The sequence below is a fragment of the Bacteroides sp. AM10-21B genome (assembly GCF_003472565.1).
In the GTDB taxonomy this organism is placed as follows: Bacteria; Bacteroidota; Bacteroidia; order Bacteroidales; family Bacteroidaceae; genus Bacteroides; species Bacteroides propionicigenes.
This window is the reverse complement of the sequence record NZ_QRME01000010.1, coordinates 22029-37596: the sequence shown is the minus strand read 5'-3', so window position 1 is coordinate 37596 and position 15568 is coordinate 22029. Positions and strand designations below refer to the sequence as shown.

Annotated in this window: 17 protein-coding genes and 1 tRNA gene; 6 read left to right on the top strand and 12 right to left on the bottom strand. The window is 36.0% G+C overall.

The window, feature by feature from the left end; genetic code table 11:
- Positions 1-277: 277 nt before the first annotated feature.
- The 8 genes from DW121_RS13430 to DW121_RS13390 all read right to left on the bottom strand — a co-directional run bounded on the left by DW121_RS13430 (position 278) and on the right by DW121_RS13390 (position 8731).
- The gene (locus DW121_RS13430) at positions 278-4009 is read right to left on the bottom strand and encodes an ATP-binding protein (RefSeq protein WP_118324062.1); all 3732 of its coding nucleotides are present in this window, start codon (positions 4007-4009) and stop codon (positions 278-280) included.
- A 333-nt stretch (positions 4010-4342) separates the two neighbouring features.
- Positions 4343-5257 carry a DUF5712 family protein gene (locus tag DW121_RS13425; protein ID WP_118324061.1) on the bottom strand — a complete coding sequence of 305 codons (915 nt, stop codon included), beginning with the start codon at positions 5255-5257 and terminating at the stop codon, positions 4343-4345.
- Positions 5258-5261: 4 nt separating this feature from the next.
- A complete protein-coding gene (locus DW121_RS13420; RefSeq protein WP_118324060.1) occupies positions 5262-5846 on the bottom strand; it encodes a BfmA/BtgA family mobilization protein in 585 nt (194 codons plus the stop codon).
- Positions 5847-6102: 256 nt separating this feature from the next.
- Positions 6103-6453 carry a helix-turn-helix domain-containing protein gene (locus DW121_RS13410; protein ID WP_118324059.1) on the bottom strand — a complete coding sequence of 117 codons (351 nt, stop codon included), beginning with the start codon at positions 6451-6453 and terminating at the stop codon, positions 6103-6105.
- A gap of 130 nt (positions 6454-6583) precedes the next feature.
- On the bottom strand, positions 6584-6994 hold the full coding sequence (locus DW121_RS13405; protein WP_233555816.1) for an RteC domain-containing protein: 411 nt from the start codon (positions 6992-6994) through the stop codon (positions 6584-6586).
- A complete protein-coding gene (locus DW121_RS13400) occupies positions 6957-7196 on the bottom strand; it encodes a hypothetical protein (protein WP_118324057.1) in 240 nt (79 codons plus the stop codon). Before DW121_RS13400 ends, DW121_RS13405 begins: the two co-directional genes overlap by 38 nt.
- A gap of 11 nt (positions 7197-7207) precedes the next feature.
- On the bottom strand, positions 7208-8089 hold the full coding sequence (locus DW121_RS13395; protein ID WP_118324109.1) for a hypothetical protein: 882 nt from the start codon (positions 8087-8089) through the stop codon (positions 7208-7210).
- A 75-nt stretch (positions 8090-8164) separates the two neighbouring features.
- Positions 8165-8731: a Crp/Fnr family transcriptional regulator gene (locus DW121_RS13390; protein WP_118324056.1), complete on the bottom strand. Its 567-nt coding sequence runs from the start codon at positions 8729-8731 to the stop codon at positions 8165-8167.
- Between the two features lie 223 nt (positions 8732-8954).
- Between DW121_RS13390 and DW121_RS13385 the strand changes: the two genes are divergently transcribed.
- Genes DW121_RS13385 through DW121_RS13375 form a run of 3 tightly spaced genes read left to right on the top strand, consistent with a single transcriptional unit; the run spans position 8955 to position 9896 of the window.
- Positions 8955-9269, top strand: coding sequence for a helix-turn-helix domain-containing protein (locus tag DW121_RS13385; protein WP_118324055.1), 315 nt, complete (start codon positions 8955-8957; stop codon positions 9267-9269).
- A complete protein-coding gene (locus DW121_RS13380; protein WP_118324054.1) occupies positions 9256-9549 on the top strand; it encodes a DUF3876 domain-containing protein in 294 nt (97 codons plus the stop codon). The genes DW121_RS13385 and DW121_RS13380 overlap by 14 nt, the downstream gene beginning before the upstream one ends.
- A gap of 53 nt (positions 9550-9602) precedes the next feature.
- On the top strand, positions 9603-9896 hold the full coding sequence (locus tag DW121_RS13375; RefSeq protein ID WP_118324053.1) for a helix-turn-helix domain-containing protein: 294 nt from the start codon (positions 9603-9605) through the stop codon (positions 9894-9896).
- A gap of 94 nt (positions 9897-9990) precedes the next feature.
- Here the strand turns inward: DW121_RS13375 and DW121_RS13370 are convergent, their stop codons facing one another.
- The 4 genes from DW121_RS13370 to DW121_RS13355 form a co-directional block, all read right to left on the bottom strand.
- Complete coding sequence (locus tag DW121_RS13370; RefSeq protein ID WP_118324052.1) at positions 9991-11211, bottom strand: site-specific integrase; 1221 nt, start codon at positions 11209-11211, stop codon at positions 9991-9993.
- 242 nt (positions 11212-11453) lie between these two features.
- A tRNA-Lys gene (locus tag DW121_RS13365) sits at positions 11454-11526 on the bottom strand.
- Between the two features lie 80 nt (positions 11527-11606).
- Positions 11607-12737 carry an AI-2E family transporter gene (locus tag DW121_RS13360; RefSeq protein WP_117712984.1) on the bottom strand — a complete coding sequence of 377 codons (1131 nt, stop codon included), beginning with the start codon at positions 12735-12737 and terminating at the stop codon, positions 11607-11609.
- Between the two features lie 24 nt (positions 12738-12761).
- Positions 12762-13364: a thymidine kinase gene (locus DW121_RS13355; RefSeq protein ID WP_117712985.1), complete on the bottom strand. Its 603-nt coding sequence runs from the start codon at positions 13362-13364 to the stop codon at positions 12762-12764.
- Between the two features lie 108 nt (positions 13365-13472).
- On the opposite strand from DW121_RS13355, the gene DW121_RS13350 reads away from it, so the two are divergent.
- Genes DW121_RS13350 through DW121_RS13340 form a run of 3 tightly spaced genes read left to right on the top strand, consistent with a single transcriptional unit; the run spans position 13473 to position 15566 of the window.
- Positions 13473-13964 (top strand): hypothetical protein, encoded by a 492-nt coding sequence (locus tag DW121_RS13350; protein WP_117712986.1) that lies wholly within the window; start codon positions 13473-13475, stop codon positions 13962-13964.
- A 13-nt stretch (positions 13965-13977) separates the two neighbouring features.
- Positions 13978-14652 carry a 16S rRNA (cytidine(1402)-2'-O)-methyltransferase gene (gene rsmI / locus DW121_RS13345; RefSeq protein ID WP_117712987.1) on the top strand — a complete coding sequence of 225 codons (675 nt, stop codon included), beginning with the start codon at positions 13978-13980 and terminating at the stop codon, positions 14650-14652.
- A 35-nt stretch (positions 14653-14687) separates the two neighbouring features.
- Entirely contained in the window at positions 14688-15566 is an 879-nt protein-coding gene (locus DW121_RS13340; protein ID WP_117712988.1) for a hypothetical protein, read from the top strand.
- The last annotated feature ends 2 nt before the right edge of the window (positions 15567-15568 follow it).

Below are 15568 nucleotides of genomic sequence, written 5' to 3'. Positions count from 1 at the left end.
ACGGACATTATATAAAGAAAAAACTCCTGCAATACCTTGATATTGTAGGAGTTGTCTTCTTTAAGTCTTGTTTTGACTTGTCTTTCAGTGATCCGCCTGGGATTCTCCTATCGAAGTTACCATGCTGATATTTAAAACTTTATATTTTTAGTTTCAAGCATATCCCATGAATTATCCCACTAATTTGCTACATGCTTTTGCGGTAGTTTACTTATGGAGAATACTAGAAACAAAGATAAACCTTTTCTTCTGATTTACAAAATCTATAATTCTAAACTTAATCATCTTCAATGAATTTTCTCTTTCTTTCCCAATCTGCATATCTTAATGCGTTTTCAATTTGAGAATTAAGATACTTTTTTATTGGTATTAGTTTTATTCCCAAATCTGATTTTTCCACAATAGAAAGAATATTCCGCCAATCAGAAGCCTCTAAATCACCGAGATTGACATCACCGCAAACAACTGTTCCGCCATTTCCTCGCCACCATATTTTAGAAAATAAATCAATTTCTTGTGTTAATGATATAAACAGCAATAACACATCTTCGAATAACTCTTTCATTGAATGTCTTGCTATATCTACAATAAGATTCATTTTTTTATAACTGTCATAATTCTCTTTACAATAATTCAACAGGAAGTTTTTGGCACGTATACTTGCTTCTTGTGACAAATTCCCAAAAAAAGAATTGTAGAAATGTTTGCCAATTCCTAAATATACTTCTTTTTTATCGTGAAAATCAAAAATATTTTTCAGTATTGGCTCGATTTTAGTGGATTCCCAAATGACATTTAAATATATGTCTTCATGCAAATAATGTTGATTTTCATTTTTTAAATACAAATTATCAAGATACTCTATAAGAAAATTTTCATCTCGTTGTATAATCTTAGAAAATCCTTTTCTAGTTAGATCAAAATGATTGTCTATTGAATCTTGTTGCAAGTATAGTTTCTTTATTAAATCAATGTCATTTCCTAATTCCTCAAAGTAGTCTTCTATAATATTGAATTGTACAAAAATTGTTTCGTTTTGTTTTTCGTTTTTCTCAATAATTATTTGTAATAATTCTACAAATAAATTTGGTTCAATACTTAAGTATCGCTTTAATCCTCCAAACCATATTGAAGCTTTATCCGGCAATCTTTTTACAGTGTCTTTAATTTGTTCAATATATTTCTCATTAATTAAATTATCTGCTAAGTTGTCATAAAAAGATAACTCCCAAGAATATCTATACTTAAAATCGTTTCCTTGTATAATATTCCAAATATATTGAGATTTTTCTTGTGTTGTTAGTTGATTCCTGAAGATAGTTCTTGGCACATAACCAGTCTGATTATCTGCATTTATCACTTCGGTCAAAAACTGACAACCTAATTCGAAATTTCTCGAACAATTTTCATCAACAATTAAATCAAATGAATTATTATAGCCCCAATCATTTTTTGCAATGCTTTTTAAGTAAATAAAAGTGTTGTAAAATAATTCAATTTCTTTAATGTCATTGAAAATAAAAGATTTCCTAATCTCTTCTTCTTTCAATTTTTCATATTCTTGGTGATTTTCAAAATCATAGCTTTCCTTGTCTCTGAATCTATCCCAATCTAAAATAAGATACTTTTCATAAGTTGGGTTTGTGAATTTTTGAGATAAAGAAACAAATTCAGAATGTTCTATTCCGTTTCTTTTGCACCATCTAATTTGTTCTTGAACGTAATGACAATGTACAAATGAGTCAGGGATTAAATAATTTTCAATAATAGGTATTAAGAATTGAATGTCATATTCCATTATCTCTTTTATAACATCAGGGCTAACATTTGCATAACTCTGTAGTAATCCGAGAGATTCCTCAGGAAATACGCTAAAGTAGTCATTTACATTATTCCAAATATTCTTTCGAAATAACCTAATCCATTGGTTATTGGGAATGGGATACTGATAAAAAGATATTGTATAATGTCTTTCGCTTTTTGTTTGTTGGTATTTAAAAGCAAGAAATGTTTTTGACAATTCATAGAATGCTGTTGAATACAAAACATCCTTTTTTGCTAAACCTTCAATTAAAATTTGAAAAAGTATGTTTTGCCTTTCAAAACCAAAGCGTTCATCTGTCCAGTCAAAAGTTAATACTTCTCTTATTTTATGTATTAGTTCGGGCAGGTGTTCTGGTTTCTTTCTGATAAACTCAAAAGTCAATTCAATAGCATCTTTGAGCTTATTTTGAAATCGAAAAAAGTTACCAAGTAATTCAATAACAGAATTTTGACTATAAGCAAAATCGTTTGTTTCATATTTTACTTCATAATTAATGCCACGAGGTAAAGGCAGTTGGTTTATTTCATTGTAAACGTATAACAATGTTTCTTCTTGCAGATAAAACCAAAATGTTTCTAAAAATTCAAATGCTCTTTCTTCTTTATTTTCAATTGATTTTAAATAGTTTCGAAGAATAGGTTGAAGTTTTTGCATTACATTTTCAAAACCGAATGTATTGTTTGCAGGAATAACACAATCTTTAAACTGATTTTTATTTTCATCAAAATACTTCTTTAAAAGTGTTTCAAATGAAAGTAAATTATCTTTTATAAATGCTTTATAGAAAAAGAAAATTGCTAGATTTTGTTCGGGAATTTTTACATAATCATATCGAATTTCCACTAGTTCCAATCTGTCTAATTTTTCTATTGCATCAATGAATGATGAATAATCAATATGGAAATTTAGTAAAATTAGTTCAATTGTATTTTTGTCTTTATAAGGCACTGCATTGAAAAAAGCAATAATCCCCAAGCATTTGATATTAAACTGATTGGAGAACTCTCCATCATCATTTATAAATGTTGAGAAATATTTTTCAAATAAATCGGATACGTCTGCTAAAGCATAAATATTTTGCTCCTGTTTTGCAAGCAATGCTGTCATAATTGCAAGTCGAGGATTACCATCTGCGATACGAATAATTTCTTTATGAAACTGCCAATTTGAGATATTAAAAGGCTCTGCCTTAATAATATCAGTAATTTGTTCGTCTGAGAACTTTTTTAAAGTGTATTTGACAGGTGCAAATCCAAAACAATAACTTTCAACAATTGGCAAAGCATAGTCTCTTGCAGTAATAACAATCTTCAAATTCCCCTGCCGTTGCGACTTGTAAAAACCGGTAATTTGATTAAAAGCATCTATTCTGTTAGCATCATCAACGAAAAGGATATAATCTTTCTTGTCATCAAAATGTTGATATAAATCACTTAACAATTCACAATTTTTATACGAAAGACAAAAAGCATTATAAGATAAGTTTTCCGCTAAAAAGCTATTAATTGCTTCAATAGCTATTTTAGTTTTTCCAACTCCTGCAATACCAGTAATTATTAAAAAATCTTTTTGTTTGATTACTTGTTTAATGTTCTCCAATTCTTCCTCTCTGTGCAGAAACGTATTATTCAAAGGTGTTGCTATACCTTTAGATGCTTTATTGTATTCATCAACAAAAGTTCTAATAGAAACAATTTGTCCTGTATCCAAAGGTAATCCTAGATATTTGTGAACTATATCTCTATGCTGTAAATGTAGTTCTAGTGATAGAGAATCAAGTGTATAAATTGTTAATGCAATTTTATTCTTTCCCAGTAAATTTTTCAAAGATTGAATTTCATCTACATTTAAGTTGAAGTTTATGCAAAGTATTATTTCTACAATCTGATTTATCGGAATTTTTGTTTTTGTAGTATCAAGACATTTTTCTATATCTTCCCGCAATTTTGATACACCTTTTGTAATATTGGTTGAGTATTCTACAAATACATATTTACCATTAGGCAACAACAAAAAAGTGTCAGGTGTTCCTTTTATTGTTTTTTGTTTTCCGCTCTGACTTCCAACTCTCGAAAAAGCACGATAATTCTCGTTTTTAAGAATTAAAAAGCTATCGCATAATTCTTGAAAAACAGTTTCGTTTATACTTGTAAGGGCATTTTCTATGGTTTGTAATCTACTCATTTGTTATCATTTTAACTTTATATTATTATTACATTACATTAGGAAAACTGACTTAATGCAGAAAAAGGAAAATTTTGTCCTAAAGTGATTCCCTTCTTGCTTGTAAAATTAGTAAATATTTGAAAAACAGCCATAATTACATCTAAAATATTTTTTAATAGTCTAGCAAAACTGCTGATGAACACTAATTATAGATTTACCTTCTTTTACTCCGTTCTGTAACCTCATGGTATTAGGCATTTTTTCCATGAGTTTTCGCCCTCCAAACGGACAGGAAGCATGAGTGGGGAATAACTGACATAGGTACAAGAAATAACTTCGGTAACAACAGGGCTACCGCCTGAATCCTCGCTTAGACTTCTTCTTTTTTCTTTTCATCGGGATTTGTTGTTCTTCATTGCTGTTGTTTGGCTGAGGAGTGGGCAAGCCCAACAAAGAAGATAATACTAAATCTGGTACATTAATATTAATCTGCATATTATCAGACTGTTGTAGCGTTTGTATATCCGGCTGTATCGCTGTCCCAACATTTTGCTGATTAATTGGTTGTATCTCCGTATTTGCAATCTGTCCTTGCTGCATTTTAAGTTGCTCGGCAATGCTGCCGTTCTTCATCGTGTTGTTATACTCAAAAGATTCGGTTAACTGTCTTTCGTAGCCGAACAGTTTATCAAATCTCTGTTCCACTTGTTTAATTAGATTCACCCGATCAAAACCTCCTTTGATTATCCCGTTCTTGCTATTTTTATGATTGGTAAGCGGTGATAGTTTCTTTTTATTGACTTGGTCTTTTCTGCTCACAATCAAATGACAGTGCATATTTAGTTTATTATCAGAACAACTACGGTCAAAATGAATCTTGCCATAGAACTTTATATCCGGTGCTGATAGTCCTTTGTTGAAGTTCTTGGCATATTCAGGGATAAATACCTCACGAATATAGCGTTTCATCGCTTCGGCTTGCTCCTGCTCTGTATTACCCATTGCTCGGAGTTCTTTTTCCGATGGACTGACATGAATAGCATAAAACTTAGCATCCGTTTTTAGGAGTTGTCCGATGTTACTATCTATATCTTTTATAACCTTTGATTTATAGATGTTATCCTCTGTCAGATTGAAAAAGCCTTCGATATAAATACCCTTTCCCATCCGTTCTAAGTCTTCATGTTCGAGGTAATTAGCTAACTGACGGCAACTTCCAACATTATTATATGTTCCGTTTGATGGCGGGGCAAAGTCTATGTGCATAATCTTATGTACTTATCAGATTGTTGATTTCTGCTTTCAGGTTCTCTTTCCTTTTGCTATCCATCACACCGCAAACTGAAAGTTCCGAATAGAGTTGTATCAGGTGAAACAACTTTTTATAATCCCGTTGGTGTATCTGGTAGAGTGCGTTAATCTGTTTGGACTGACTGTTTATCACATTGGCATGATTGCCGAACTGTTCGCTTAACTTTTTCAGCACGGCTGTTTGTCTCTCCTGATTGGCTTCTAATTGAGAGAGAATAAGAGTTTCCAAAGTTTTGCCGATAGCTTCGAATCGCAAAGCAATGGAATTTGTTACCCGTATCATAGGATTCAGTTGTTCTTCCTCGTAGTGACGAATGAAACGGATAATATCATCCTGTCTCTTATTTATTTTCGCCAATTCCGATTTTACTGATTCAGGTGCTTCGGATGGGTTGATATGCGCCTTATCTATATATCTGAATACCAACTTTACAACTTCACTCTTTTTCAGTGAATAGCGTTTGCATATCTTCTCTACCAAAGCTGCCGTTTCCTTGTCTATGGAAATGGTAGTGAATATCGTTTTCCGACTGTTGTTTGGCATGGTAATTACTTTTTTATAGAAATGTGAATAGATAAATACCTGATAATAAGCATTGAAAAGAAAATGCTTATTACAGGTGTCATTACAGCGTGTTCTTGTAACACGCTAAAGCCGAAGGCTTTGCCCCGCAGGGAAAGAGGGAAGAACAGGACTTGTCCAGTTCCCTCTTGCTTCATTTAGCGAAATGAGCCGAGCCACAGGACGAGGCGGTTTCTGCTAAATGGGGGAGCGATGGTGCTACATCAGGTGTGTGCCATTACTCACCCTGTTTTGCAGTGCTTTGCTTATCAAGTTGATTTTCTTTTTTGAACCGTTCGTAGGTCTTACAATCAGCATTTTCTTGAATAAATGTCCGGATGTCAGCAGCCCGATAGTAGGTCTTATGGCTTATCATAAAGTAAGGAAGTTTGCCACTTGCCCGATACCGTTGCAGAGTTCGGAAAGATACTTTCAACAGAAAAGCTAAATCCTGATTATCGAGTATTTTATCATTCTCGTCCAGTATATTGTTGGTATTGATAAGGGATTTCAGGTCTTGCCCAATTTCGGAGAGCTTTTTTGATAGCCGTTCCATCCACTTGTCGAAGTTTTCGTTATCTACATACATTTTGCTTCATTGTTTTAGTTGAACATTAAGATTACCAATCGATTGATGAAGCAAAGTTCGGCAAATGAGCGCAAATAAGTTAGGGGTGTACCACTGATACACCCCTATAAATAGTTGGTAAGTTATTGATTTACAAATAGCCTTTATTCTTGCATTCTTCTTGAATGGCTTTACGAAGCGTATCTAAAAATTCGGTTACTTTGGATGGCTTACGACTAATAACGCTTTCATGCTTCTTGTGAATATCCCCAAGTTTGATATTAAAAAGGTACTCAAACGCTCGCCCAATTTCTGTAAGTGGTGATTCTGTTCCGTTGTGAGTAATTACTCTTTTGGATAGGAACAGTCCACTCACCAGTTCCATGATTTCAACAAGATAGGTTTCATCTGTAAGATAAAGCGGTGAGAGTGGAAATTTATTCTTTCGATTTTGAAACTGAACCGGATATTTGATTCGCATATTCAATATGCGGATTTCTGTATTTACAAGCCCTATCGCTTCATCAATAAGCAATAGCAAGGCATTTTTCCCCCTGCTCAAATTGCACCCGATACGATTTAAGCCTGTTTAGTCCAAAAGACAAATAACGTAACAATACGGCATAGTCCTGTTCATTTATAGCAATGCTTGCCAAATGATTGGCAAGTTCTTGCAATGCAGTCGTAAAGTCATTTACGACAAATTCTTTCTGTGAGTATTCTGACAATAGTCGGAAAAATCTCTGTTCAGATAGTTCATTCATGCTTCACACAATTAAAGATGTCTTTTAATTTTTATATTCTGTTTTTTGTTAATGGTATCATGATATAAACTCCCGTCAAACTCCTTATATCGAGCGTCTTTGTAGATTCCAACCAGTTTTTTGCTATATTCCTGAATCATCGAATTGGATTTTTTGGATAAGTTGGTCGCTAAAATTCCGCTTCCCAATATGCCCGGATTACAGACTATTGTATCATTCTTAATGGCGTTCATAATCAGCTCCGAACACGCATAATCTTTAATACCTGCCTTGTCTAACTTCTCCGACACGGATTTATTGAGTGCCTGTTTATCGTTAATGGTCATAAATCCGTACCACAACAAACACTTCATCTCCAATTTGGTAGCACCGATTAATACATCAAGATAAGTATGCCCGTTGCTATTGGGTTTATCTATTTCGTAAGGGTCAATATGTAGAAACGTGGATTTGGGTAATGACGGCAATAGTTTTAATACTCCATCAGTCGAATCACAATTGAATGTTCTAATTGGTGGCGTAACTGCTTGGTGTCTTGCAAATGATTCGATATTATCCAATGCCCTTTTTTCTAAATCAAAGAATAGACACCCCTTAACGTCATTATTCAATACTTTCATGGCTAATGCTGGAGAACCTAAATATTTTCCGCTTGCCATGCTTTCATTCTCCAATTGATAATAAAGGGAGTTTTGAAATGTAGTATCTTCGTTCGCCTCGTTCAAGAAATGGTAAATGCCATATTTCTGTTCGGGGGTATGTGTCATTGTATAGATGGCACACGCTGAATTTGTTTCTACATATATCTGCGGTTTCTCAATTTGAAGAACCTCGCAGAGAACAAGATGTTTGAGAACATCGGGTTGTTTGCCAAAGTGAGTGTAAGTTACCATAATAATTCTGTTTATCATTATGATGGCAATATTAAGCAGTAGAAAACAAAAAAGCCTTGACGAAAGTCAAGACCTCTATTTTTGCTGTTGTTTTTTGCGGATTCTGCTTAGTGTTTCAGGAGTTACACCGAGAAATAGTGCTATTTCTTTTAAGGATATTCGTTCTTGTAAATCGGGACAGCGTTTCATTAATGCCTGATAACGTTGTTCGGGCGTATCGCAATAGAACCCTAATAAGCGTTGGTATATCTCGGCAAACATAGTTTCGGCAATTCGTCTACCTAAACGCTGTGTTTCCATATCGGTTTCCCAAAATTGGTTGAGTTCACTTAATGGGAGTAAATAAGCCTCGCAATCAGTTGTTGCCTGTATACTAACCGTTGCACCAGTTCTATTAATTAAAGAGGGATAATCACATACGAAATCGTTCTTAAAACTATAACCAACAATCCATTCGTTCCCGTTTGTATCTATGCGAGTAAGTCGAAATACACCTGAAGTAACAAAGCCTATATGATTCGTCTTATCGTTTTGACGAACCATATATTCATTTTTTCTAAGTATTTTCGGTGTGCCACTTTCAAGAAATAGTTTCTCTAATCTCGTGGCATCTACACTTTCATTCGCATTGAATTTATCCATGTTAAATGCTTTATAATTGCAAAGATACGAAGAAGGATGACTATACCCGATAATATGTAAATAAAATCTCTACTGTTGTTGATTTGCATTCTTTTCGTTTTGTACCAGTTGCAGTCTTTTCCTACCACTTTCGGACAGTTTTGAAAACGGCTCATGATTCTTCTTTCATTTGCTGATGAAAGTGAAATCAACACGTTTTATAACCATTTAAAATTAAAAGAGTATGGAAGTAGTAATCATCGAAAGAAGAACCTTTTCGTATGTCTGCGAACGGTTCACAGAGTTCGCCAAACGGATAGAGAGTTTGTGCAACACTCATACGCAGAAAGTTGAAAACTGGCTGGATAGTCAGGAAGTATGTCTGTTGTTAGGCTTTAGCAAGCGAACTTTGCAATATTACAGAAGTAGCGGAAGATTGGCTTATTCCCAAATTGGCAGCAAGATTTATTATAAATCTGCTGATATTGAAAAGATTATCTCCAACAGTGAAATACGGAATCACTCAACCAAACAAATCGTGCCTTATGAAAAGAATTAAAGAAAATTACCCGTCCTTCAATCTATTTTCTATTGTCGGTACATGGGAAAGCATTAATTTGAATCCTACGGTTATCATTTATTGGAGCGACAAAGAGTATCTCTTTTCTATTATATATGTATCGGAAACTACTAAACAGGCTTCACCCGCTACTTATGAGATACAGCAAGATGGGAGCCAGTATTTTATTGCCACTGCATCCAAACGGATCTATATAGATTATGATAGGGCAAAAGATGTACTTAACATTTCATCGCTTGGTGACTATCTACGAAACTAATTAGCCATATAGCAATCTTGAAATCCATCTTTCAATAAAACAATCTTTCAATCATGGAACTAATAAATAAAGATACCCCGCAAGTCAAAGAGTTTATTTCTTCGCTAGATTCGATACTGAACGGTATTGAATCTATTGTCAAGCATTACAAACCCCACCTGAACGGGGAACGCTTTCTTTCTAACAATGAAGTTTCCAAGAAACTAAATGTCAGTTTGCGAACCCTGCAAGAGTGGCGAGATACAGGTCTAATTCCCTTTATCCAGATAAAAGGTAAAATCATCTGTCGCCAAAGTGATATTGATAAACTGCTCCAAAAGCACTACTTTGAAAGCTGGAAAGAATAGCCAGTCAGCTCCGAAAACTTACAATAAAAGAAAAGGATTGAGAAAATGAAGTTCATTCTTCCCAATCCTTTTTCTATATTGCCTATTACCTTTATTATATAGTTAATTCTGATAAACAGCTATTTACTTTTTGCATATCCTTGAAAATATTCTGATCTAATACCCTTGCATAGTGTTTTGTTACGCTTGTATCTGCATGACCTAACATCTTAGCAACATTCTCCATACTCACGCCATTTGCAAGGCAAATGCTTGTGGCGTAGCTATGTCTGGCGGTATGTGTGCTAAGGTTTTTATGAATTCCGCACACATCGGCAATCTCCTTCAAATAACTGTTCATGCGTTGATTACACAATACAGGTAAAAGTTTTCCAGTACAGTCTGACACATCTTTATATTTATCAAGAATTGAAGCTGCCACAGGTAGCACAGGAATGTTGCACATAATTTTTGTCTTTTGGCGGTTCTTCCTTATCCAAAGTTCTCCTTTGTTATCTTTTACTAAGTGTTCAGGTGATAAGTCTTTCACATCGCTGAACGCCAAGCCAGTAAAAATGCAAAAGACAAAGATGTCACGTACCTGTTCTACTCGTTTAATTGTGAACTCTTTAGCGAGAATGATTTTAATCTCGTCCATCGTCAGAAATTCGGGATCAGTTTCTTCCAGTTTGAAGCGGTAGTAAGCAAATGGATCTTTCTTTATCCAGTCGTTTTCCAGAGCAATGCGGATAATCTTCTTCAAATTCTTTAGTCGGGTGATAGCGGAGTTCTGCGCACCACCTTTTTCAATCTTCAAGAAAGCATCGAATTTAGAAATGAAGTTGGCTTCTAAGTTGTTCAGAGCAATATCCGATAACTGATATTCTTTCTTAATGAATTCCTCCAAATATCGGGTAGTGGTTTCATATCGTTGAACGGTCTTATTAACAAAGTCTTTGCCGATCAGCTTACGACTTTGTTCGTTGTGTTCTCTGAATACTTGCAAAAGGGTTTTGCTTTCTTCATCTACACCATAATACAGTTTTCTCACAAGATCAACGGTGATAACCTTGTCGGCAGTTTCCAGTTCCCTATAAATTTGGTATATGCGTGAGCGTGTGATTTCTATGTAATGGTTTAGTTCCACCGACATACGGTCTTTTCCTTTTGAATTCTCTTTTGCCTGATTCCATAGGTTTACGGGACAACTTCTTTTGATAGAAATATCTACCATACAGCCGTTTACAGTGATTCTCATGCACACAGGTGCTTCTCCGTTCTTTAATAATTTGGCTTTTTTGATAAAGAACAAAACAGAAAATGATTTTCTAGCCATTTTTACATCGTTTTTAGAGTTACAAAACTATGTATTCTCTTCCAAAGTACGACTATGCAAAATGCTATGAATCAGTGAGAAAGATGCAAATTCGTGGGACTTTTTTGAATTAAACTTTAGTCCCACGATTTATCCACCGATAATATACTTGAAACGGCTATTTTTTGCTACCTGCCAGAAAAAATAAATCCCCGATAATATTTGATTATCAGGGATTTGCTTGATTTTTCTTTTGTTTTCAGTGATCCGCTTGGGGCTCGAACCCAAGACCCCAACATTAAAAGTGTTGTGCTCTACCTGCTGAGCTAGCGAATCAATCCTTTATTGCTGTTAAGCGGGTGCAAAGATAGGTACTTTTATTGAATATGCAAGGATTGTGATGAAAAAAGTTTGTGTTATTCCTGCGATTTTTCTTCTTTTGTTTGATTATCAATGCATTCTGACTTATGAATATTTTCTCTGTTTATAATGAAACGTTGATAATAAGAGAGCATTAGCGTAGTAAGCGGGAGTGCGATAATCATTCCCAACATTCCCATTAATGAACCCCATATGGAGAGTGACAAAAGAATAATAGCAGGATTTAATCCGGTAATTTTTCCCATGACGCGTGGTACGATAAAGCCGTCTTGGATAGCTTGTACAATGATAAATACTGCCATGGCTGAGGCTATGATTAGCCAAAAATTACCGCCTGTATCGGATGCTTTGAGAATTGCCAGTATAATAGTAGGGACAAAGCCTATGATTTGAAGATAGGGAACCATATTCAAAGCGCCGATGAATAAGCCGAGACCTATGGCTAACGGGAAATCTATGATGAGAAAACCTATACTGAATAAAATGCCGACACACAATGCAACAAATGCTTGTCCGCGGAAATATCTGTTCATGCCTACTTTTATGTCATTTAGTATTCCTACTGCAAAAGAACGATATTTTACGGGTACGAGGTGCGTCCAGCCTTCAGCAATGCTTTCATAATCCAGTAAAATGAAAATAATATATAGTAAGATAAGAAATAGGGTAAATACGCTGAATAGCAAATCGATAGAGTCTGATAATAAAGACCATAACCGGGGAACAGCTTCTTTTAGCGCATCCAATAAATTCTCTTTATTGAATAGTTCGGTTAGGAATTTTACGTCAATATTGTCCCGTAAGAACTCGGAGAGAGAGGTTGGTACATTACTGTTGTAGGTCCCATGAGAAAAGTATTGGATTAGTAAGGTTTGCACCCTACCGCACTCTTGTATCATGGGGGGGACTAACAGGTAGAAAGCTCCGGCACCTATAATCAGCAAGGTGAGTAAGGCGCAAAAGATGGAAACAACTCTATTTTTCAGCTTTAGCTTGTATTGGAAAAAAGTGACTAACGGGTATATCAAATAGGCAATAAGCCAAGCAATAAAAAAAGGTAATAGAACGCTGCTTAAACGCTTTAAAAGCATCAACAGACCGATTAGGATGATTCCTAAAATGACACCGCGGATAAAGCTGTCGAATGTAATCTTTTTACGTTCCATAGAATCATGTTTTTAATTTACTAATTACTTATTTGCCTGTCGGTCTTCCTTTATGGCTTGTAAATAACACTCCCGACACAAAGGTTCATATTCGGCTGTTTCCCCTAACAATACTTGTTTGTCATTTTTCACGGTACGGTGCGAGAATGAAGCGAGTTGGCCACATTTTACACATATGGCGTGTACTTTGGACACTTCGTCTGCGATGGCGCATAGTCCCGGCATGGGACCAAAAGGCTTTCCGCGGAAGTCCATGTCCAGTCCGGCCACGATTACACGTATGCCATTGTTGGCAAGTTGATTGCATACATCAATCAGACCTTCGTCAAAGAACTGGGCTTCATCAATGCCCACCACGTCTATCTCGGAAGTGAATAACAGGATACTTGCCGAAGAGTCTATCGGAGTGGAAGATATGGTATGGCTGTCATGTGAAACAACATCTGCTTCCGAATAGCGTGTATCTATTGCCGGTTTATATATCTCTACACGCTGCTTGGCAAATTTAGCACGTTTCAAGCGGCGTATCAGTTCCTCTGTCTTGCCGGAGAACATAGAGCCGCATATGACTTCGATTCTTCCTCTGCGTTTAGTTTCTTGTATGTGATCTTCCGAGAATAATACCATGTTTTTAAGTGTTATATTCAGTCGCAAAAATAATCATTTTGTTTGCTTCCAGGTGTTTTTTCATTATTTATTTCTACATTTGTGCCATTAATACAGACGGGAAAGGATATGCAAGCATTATTGAATGATATAGAGCTGGATGTTCAGGAATTGAAATGTTTGATACAGTCAATATCCACTGATGCCAACCCTGTTTTGAAGATAGTTGCCAAAAGGAACATTCGTCAGATGCAGGAGCGGTTGGATGCATTGACTAAATTGTTGGATGAAACTTTTGTGACTATTCCGGCTGAACAGAATGCTCCTGTTGCCGTTAAGACGGATTTAGAGTCGGAAGTTGCTTCTGCTTCGCAGATTTTGGCTGAACGCATAAAACCGGCTACGGATTTACGTCATGCTATCAGCTTGAATGATTCGTTCCGTTTTACCCGTGAATTATTCAATGGAGACGCTGCGTGTATGAATGAGATAGTACGTCAATTGGGGGAGGCTTCTTCTTTGGACGAGGCTATGTCCATTTTTATATCAACAGTACAACCGGATGAAGAGAATGAGGCGGCGGCTGACTTTGTAGAGCTTCTGAGGAAATATTTCAGTTAAAAAAATAGCAGATATGGGAAAACTTTATGTAGTGCCTACGCCTGTAGGGAATTTGGAAGATATGACTTTTCGTGCTATTCGTATTCTGAAAGAGGCGGATTTAGTTTTAGCTGAAGATACACGTACTTCCGGCATACTACTGAAGCATTTTGAGATAAAGAATGCGATGCAGTCTCATCATAAATTTAATGAACATAAAACGGTAGAAAGTGTTGTAAATAGAATAAAAGGCGGAGACACTGTTGCGTTAATATCGGATGCCGGTACTCCGGGTATTTCAGATCCGGGCTTTCTGGTGGTTCGTGAATGTGTCCGTAACGGTATAGAGGTGCAATGCCTGCCGGGAGCTACGGCTTTCGTTCCGGCATTGGTGGCTTCCGGATTGCCTAATGAGAAGTTTTGCTTTGAGGGCTTTTTACCTCAAAAGAAAGGTAGAATGACGCGTCTGAAAGGGTTGGCCGAAGAAAGCCGGACAATGGTTTTCTATGAATCTCCCCACCGTTTGGTAAAAGCGTTGACTCAATTTGCAGAATATTTTGGTGTAGAAAGGCAGGCGTCTGTCTCTCGTGAAATATCCAAGATACATGAAGAAACGGTACGGGGCACTCTTACAGAATTAATAGAGCATTTCACTGCCAATGAGCCACGTGGTGAAATAGTAATTGTAGTAGCAGGAATAGACGACTAAATAACTTCATTAACAAAAACGTAAAACAAAAGCGTATGAAAAAGTTAGCAGTTTTAATTGTATGTGCAGCCGTTATGGCTTCATGTGACAGCTTCTCCGGTGGTAGTAAAGACCAGCTGAAGGCTGAAAATGATTCTCTTTTGATGGAACTGACGCAGCGTAATGCTGAACTGGATGAGATGATGGGTACTTTCAATGATATTTCGGAGGGATTTCGCCAAATTAATGCGGCAGAGAGCCGTGTGGATCTGCAACGTGGTGCAGTGGCAGAGGGGTCTCTAAATGCGAAACAGCAGATAGCTTCTGATATTGAGTTTATCCGTAAGCAGATGGAAGAAAACAAAGAACAGATTGCTAAGTTGCAGTCTATGCTGAAAAGCAGTAAAAACAATTCTACTCAATTGAAAAGAGCCGTTGAATCTTTGACGCAGGAGTTGAATGCAAAGACCCAGCGTATCGAAGAATTGCAGGCAGAACTGGCCTCTAAGAATATTCGTATTCAGGAATTGGACGCTGCAGTAACGGATTTGAATGCTGCCAAGAGTGAACTGACCGCTGAAAATGAGGCAAAAGCTAAAACTGTGGCAGAGCAGGACAAAGCGCTTAATACTGCATGGTTTGTATTTGGAACTAAGAAAGAACTGAAAGATCAGAAAATATTGAGCGGTTCCGGTTTATTTAAAAAAGGTTCTGTATTGAAAGATAGTGATATCAACAAGGATTATTTTACGCAAGTTGATATTCGTACTACCAAAGAAATCAAATTGTACTCCAAGGATGCTGATATCTTGACTACTCATCCTACGGGGTCTTATGCCTTGGAGAAAGATGATAAAGGTCTGCTGACTTTGAAGATTACCAGCCCGAAAGAGTTTTGGAGTGTTTCCAAATACTTGGTGATTCAAGTGAAATAGTT

Excerpts from the sequence above, each read along its gene's own strand:
- DW121_RS13385 (WP_118324055.1), top strand. The coding sequence starts at position 8,955 with ATGGAAGTAGTAATCATCGAAAGAAGAACCTTTTCGTATGTCTGCGAA.
- DW121_RS13400 (WP_118324057.1), bottom strand. The coding sequence starts at position 7,196 with ATGAATGAACTATCTGAACAGAGATTTTTCCGACTATTGTCAGAATAC.
- DW121_RS13340 (WP_117712988.1), top strand. The coding sequence starts at position 14,688 with ATGAAAAAGTTAGCAGTTTTAATTGTATGTGCAGCCGTTATGGCTTCA.
- DW121_RS13430 (WP_118324062.1), bottom strand. The coding sequence starts at position 4,009 with ATGAGTAGATTACAAACCATAGAAAATGCCCTTACAAGTATAAACGAA.
- DW121_RS13410 (WP_118324059.1), bottom strand. The coding sequence starts at position 6,453 with ATGTATGTAGATAACGAAAACTTCGACAAGTGGATGGAACGGCTATCA.
- DW121_RS13395 (WP_118324109.1), bottom strand. The coding sequence starts at position 8,089 with ATGGTAACTTACACTCACTTTGGCAAACAACCCGATGTTCTCAAACAT.
- DW121_RS13375 (WP_118324053.1), top strand. The coding sequence starts at position 9,603 with ATGGAACTAATAAATAAAGATACCCCGCAAGTCAAAGAGTTTATTTCT.
- DW121_RS13420 (WP_118324060.1), bottom strand. The coding sequence starts at position 5,846 with ATGCCAAACAACAGTCGGAAAACGATATTCACTACCATTTCCATAGAC.
- DW121_RS13350 (WP_117712986.1), top strand. The coding sequence starts at position 13,473 with ATGCAAGCATTATTGAATGATATAGAGCTGGATGTTCAGGAATTGAAA.
- DW121_RS13425 (WP_118324061.1), bottom strand. The coding sequence starts at position 5,257 with ATGCACATAGACTTTGCCCCGCCATCAAACGGAACATATAATAATGTT.
- rsmI (WP_117712987.1), top strand. The coding sequence starts at position 13,978 with ATGGGAAAACTTTATGTAGTGCCTACGCCTGTAGGGAATTTGGAAGAT.
- DW121_RS13380 (WP_118324054.1), top strand. The coding sequence starts at position 9,256 with ATGAAAAGAATTAAAGAAAATTACCCGTCCTTCAATCTATTTTCTATT.
- DW121_RS13360 (WP_117712984.1), bottom strand. The coding sequence starts at position 12,737 with ATGGAACGTAAAAAGATTACATTCGACAGCTTTATCCGCGGTGTCATT.
- DW121_RS13390 (WP_118324056.1), bottom strand. The coding sequence starts at position 8,731 with ATGGATAAATTCAATGCGAATGAAAGTGTAGATGCCACGAGATTAGAG.
- DW121_RS13355 (WP_117712985.1), bottom strand. The coding sequence starts at position 13,364 with ATGGTATTATTCTCGGAAGATCACATACAAGAAACTAAACGCAGAGGA.
- DW121_RS13370 (WP_118324052.1), bottom strand. The coding sequence starts at position 11,211 with ATGGCTAGAAAATCATTTTCTGTTTTGTTCTTTATCAAAAAAGCCAAA.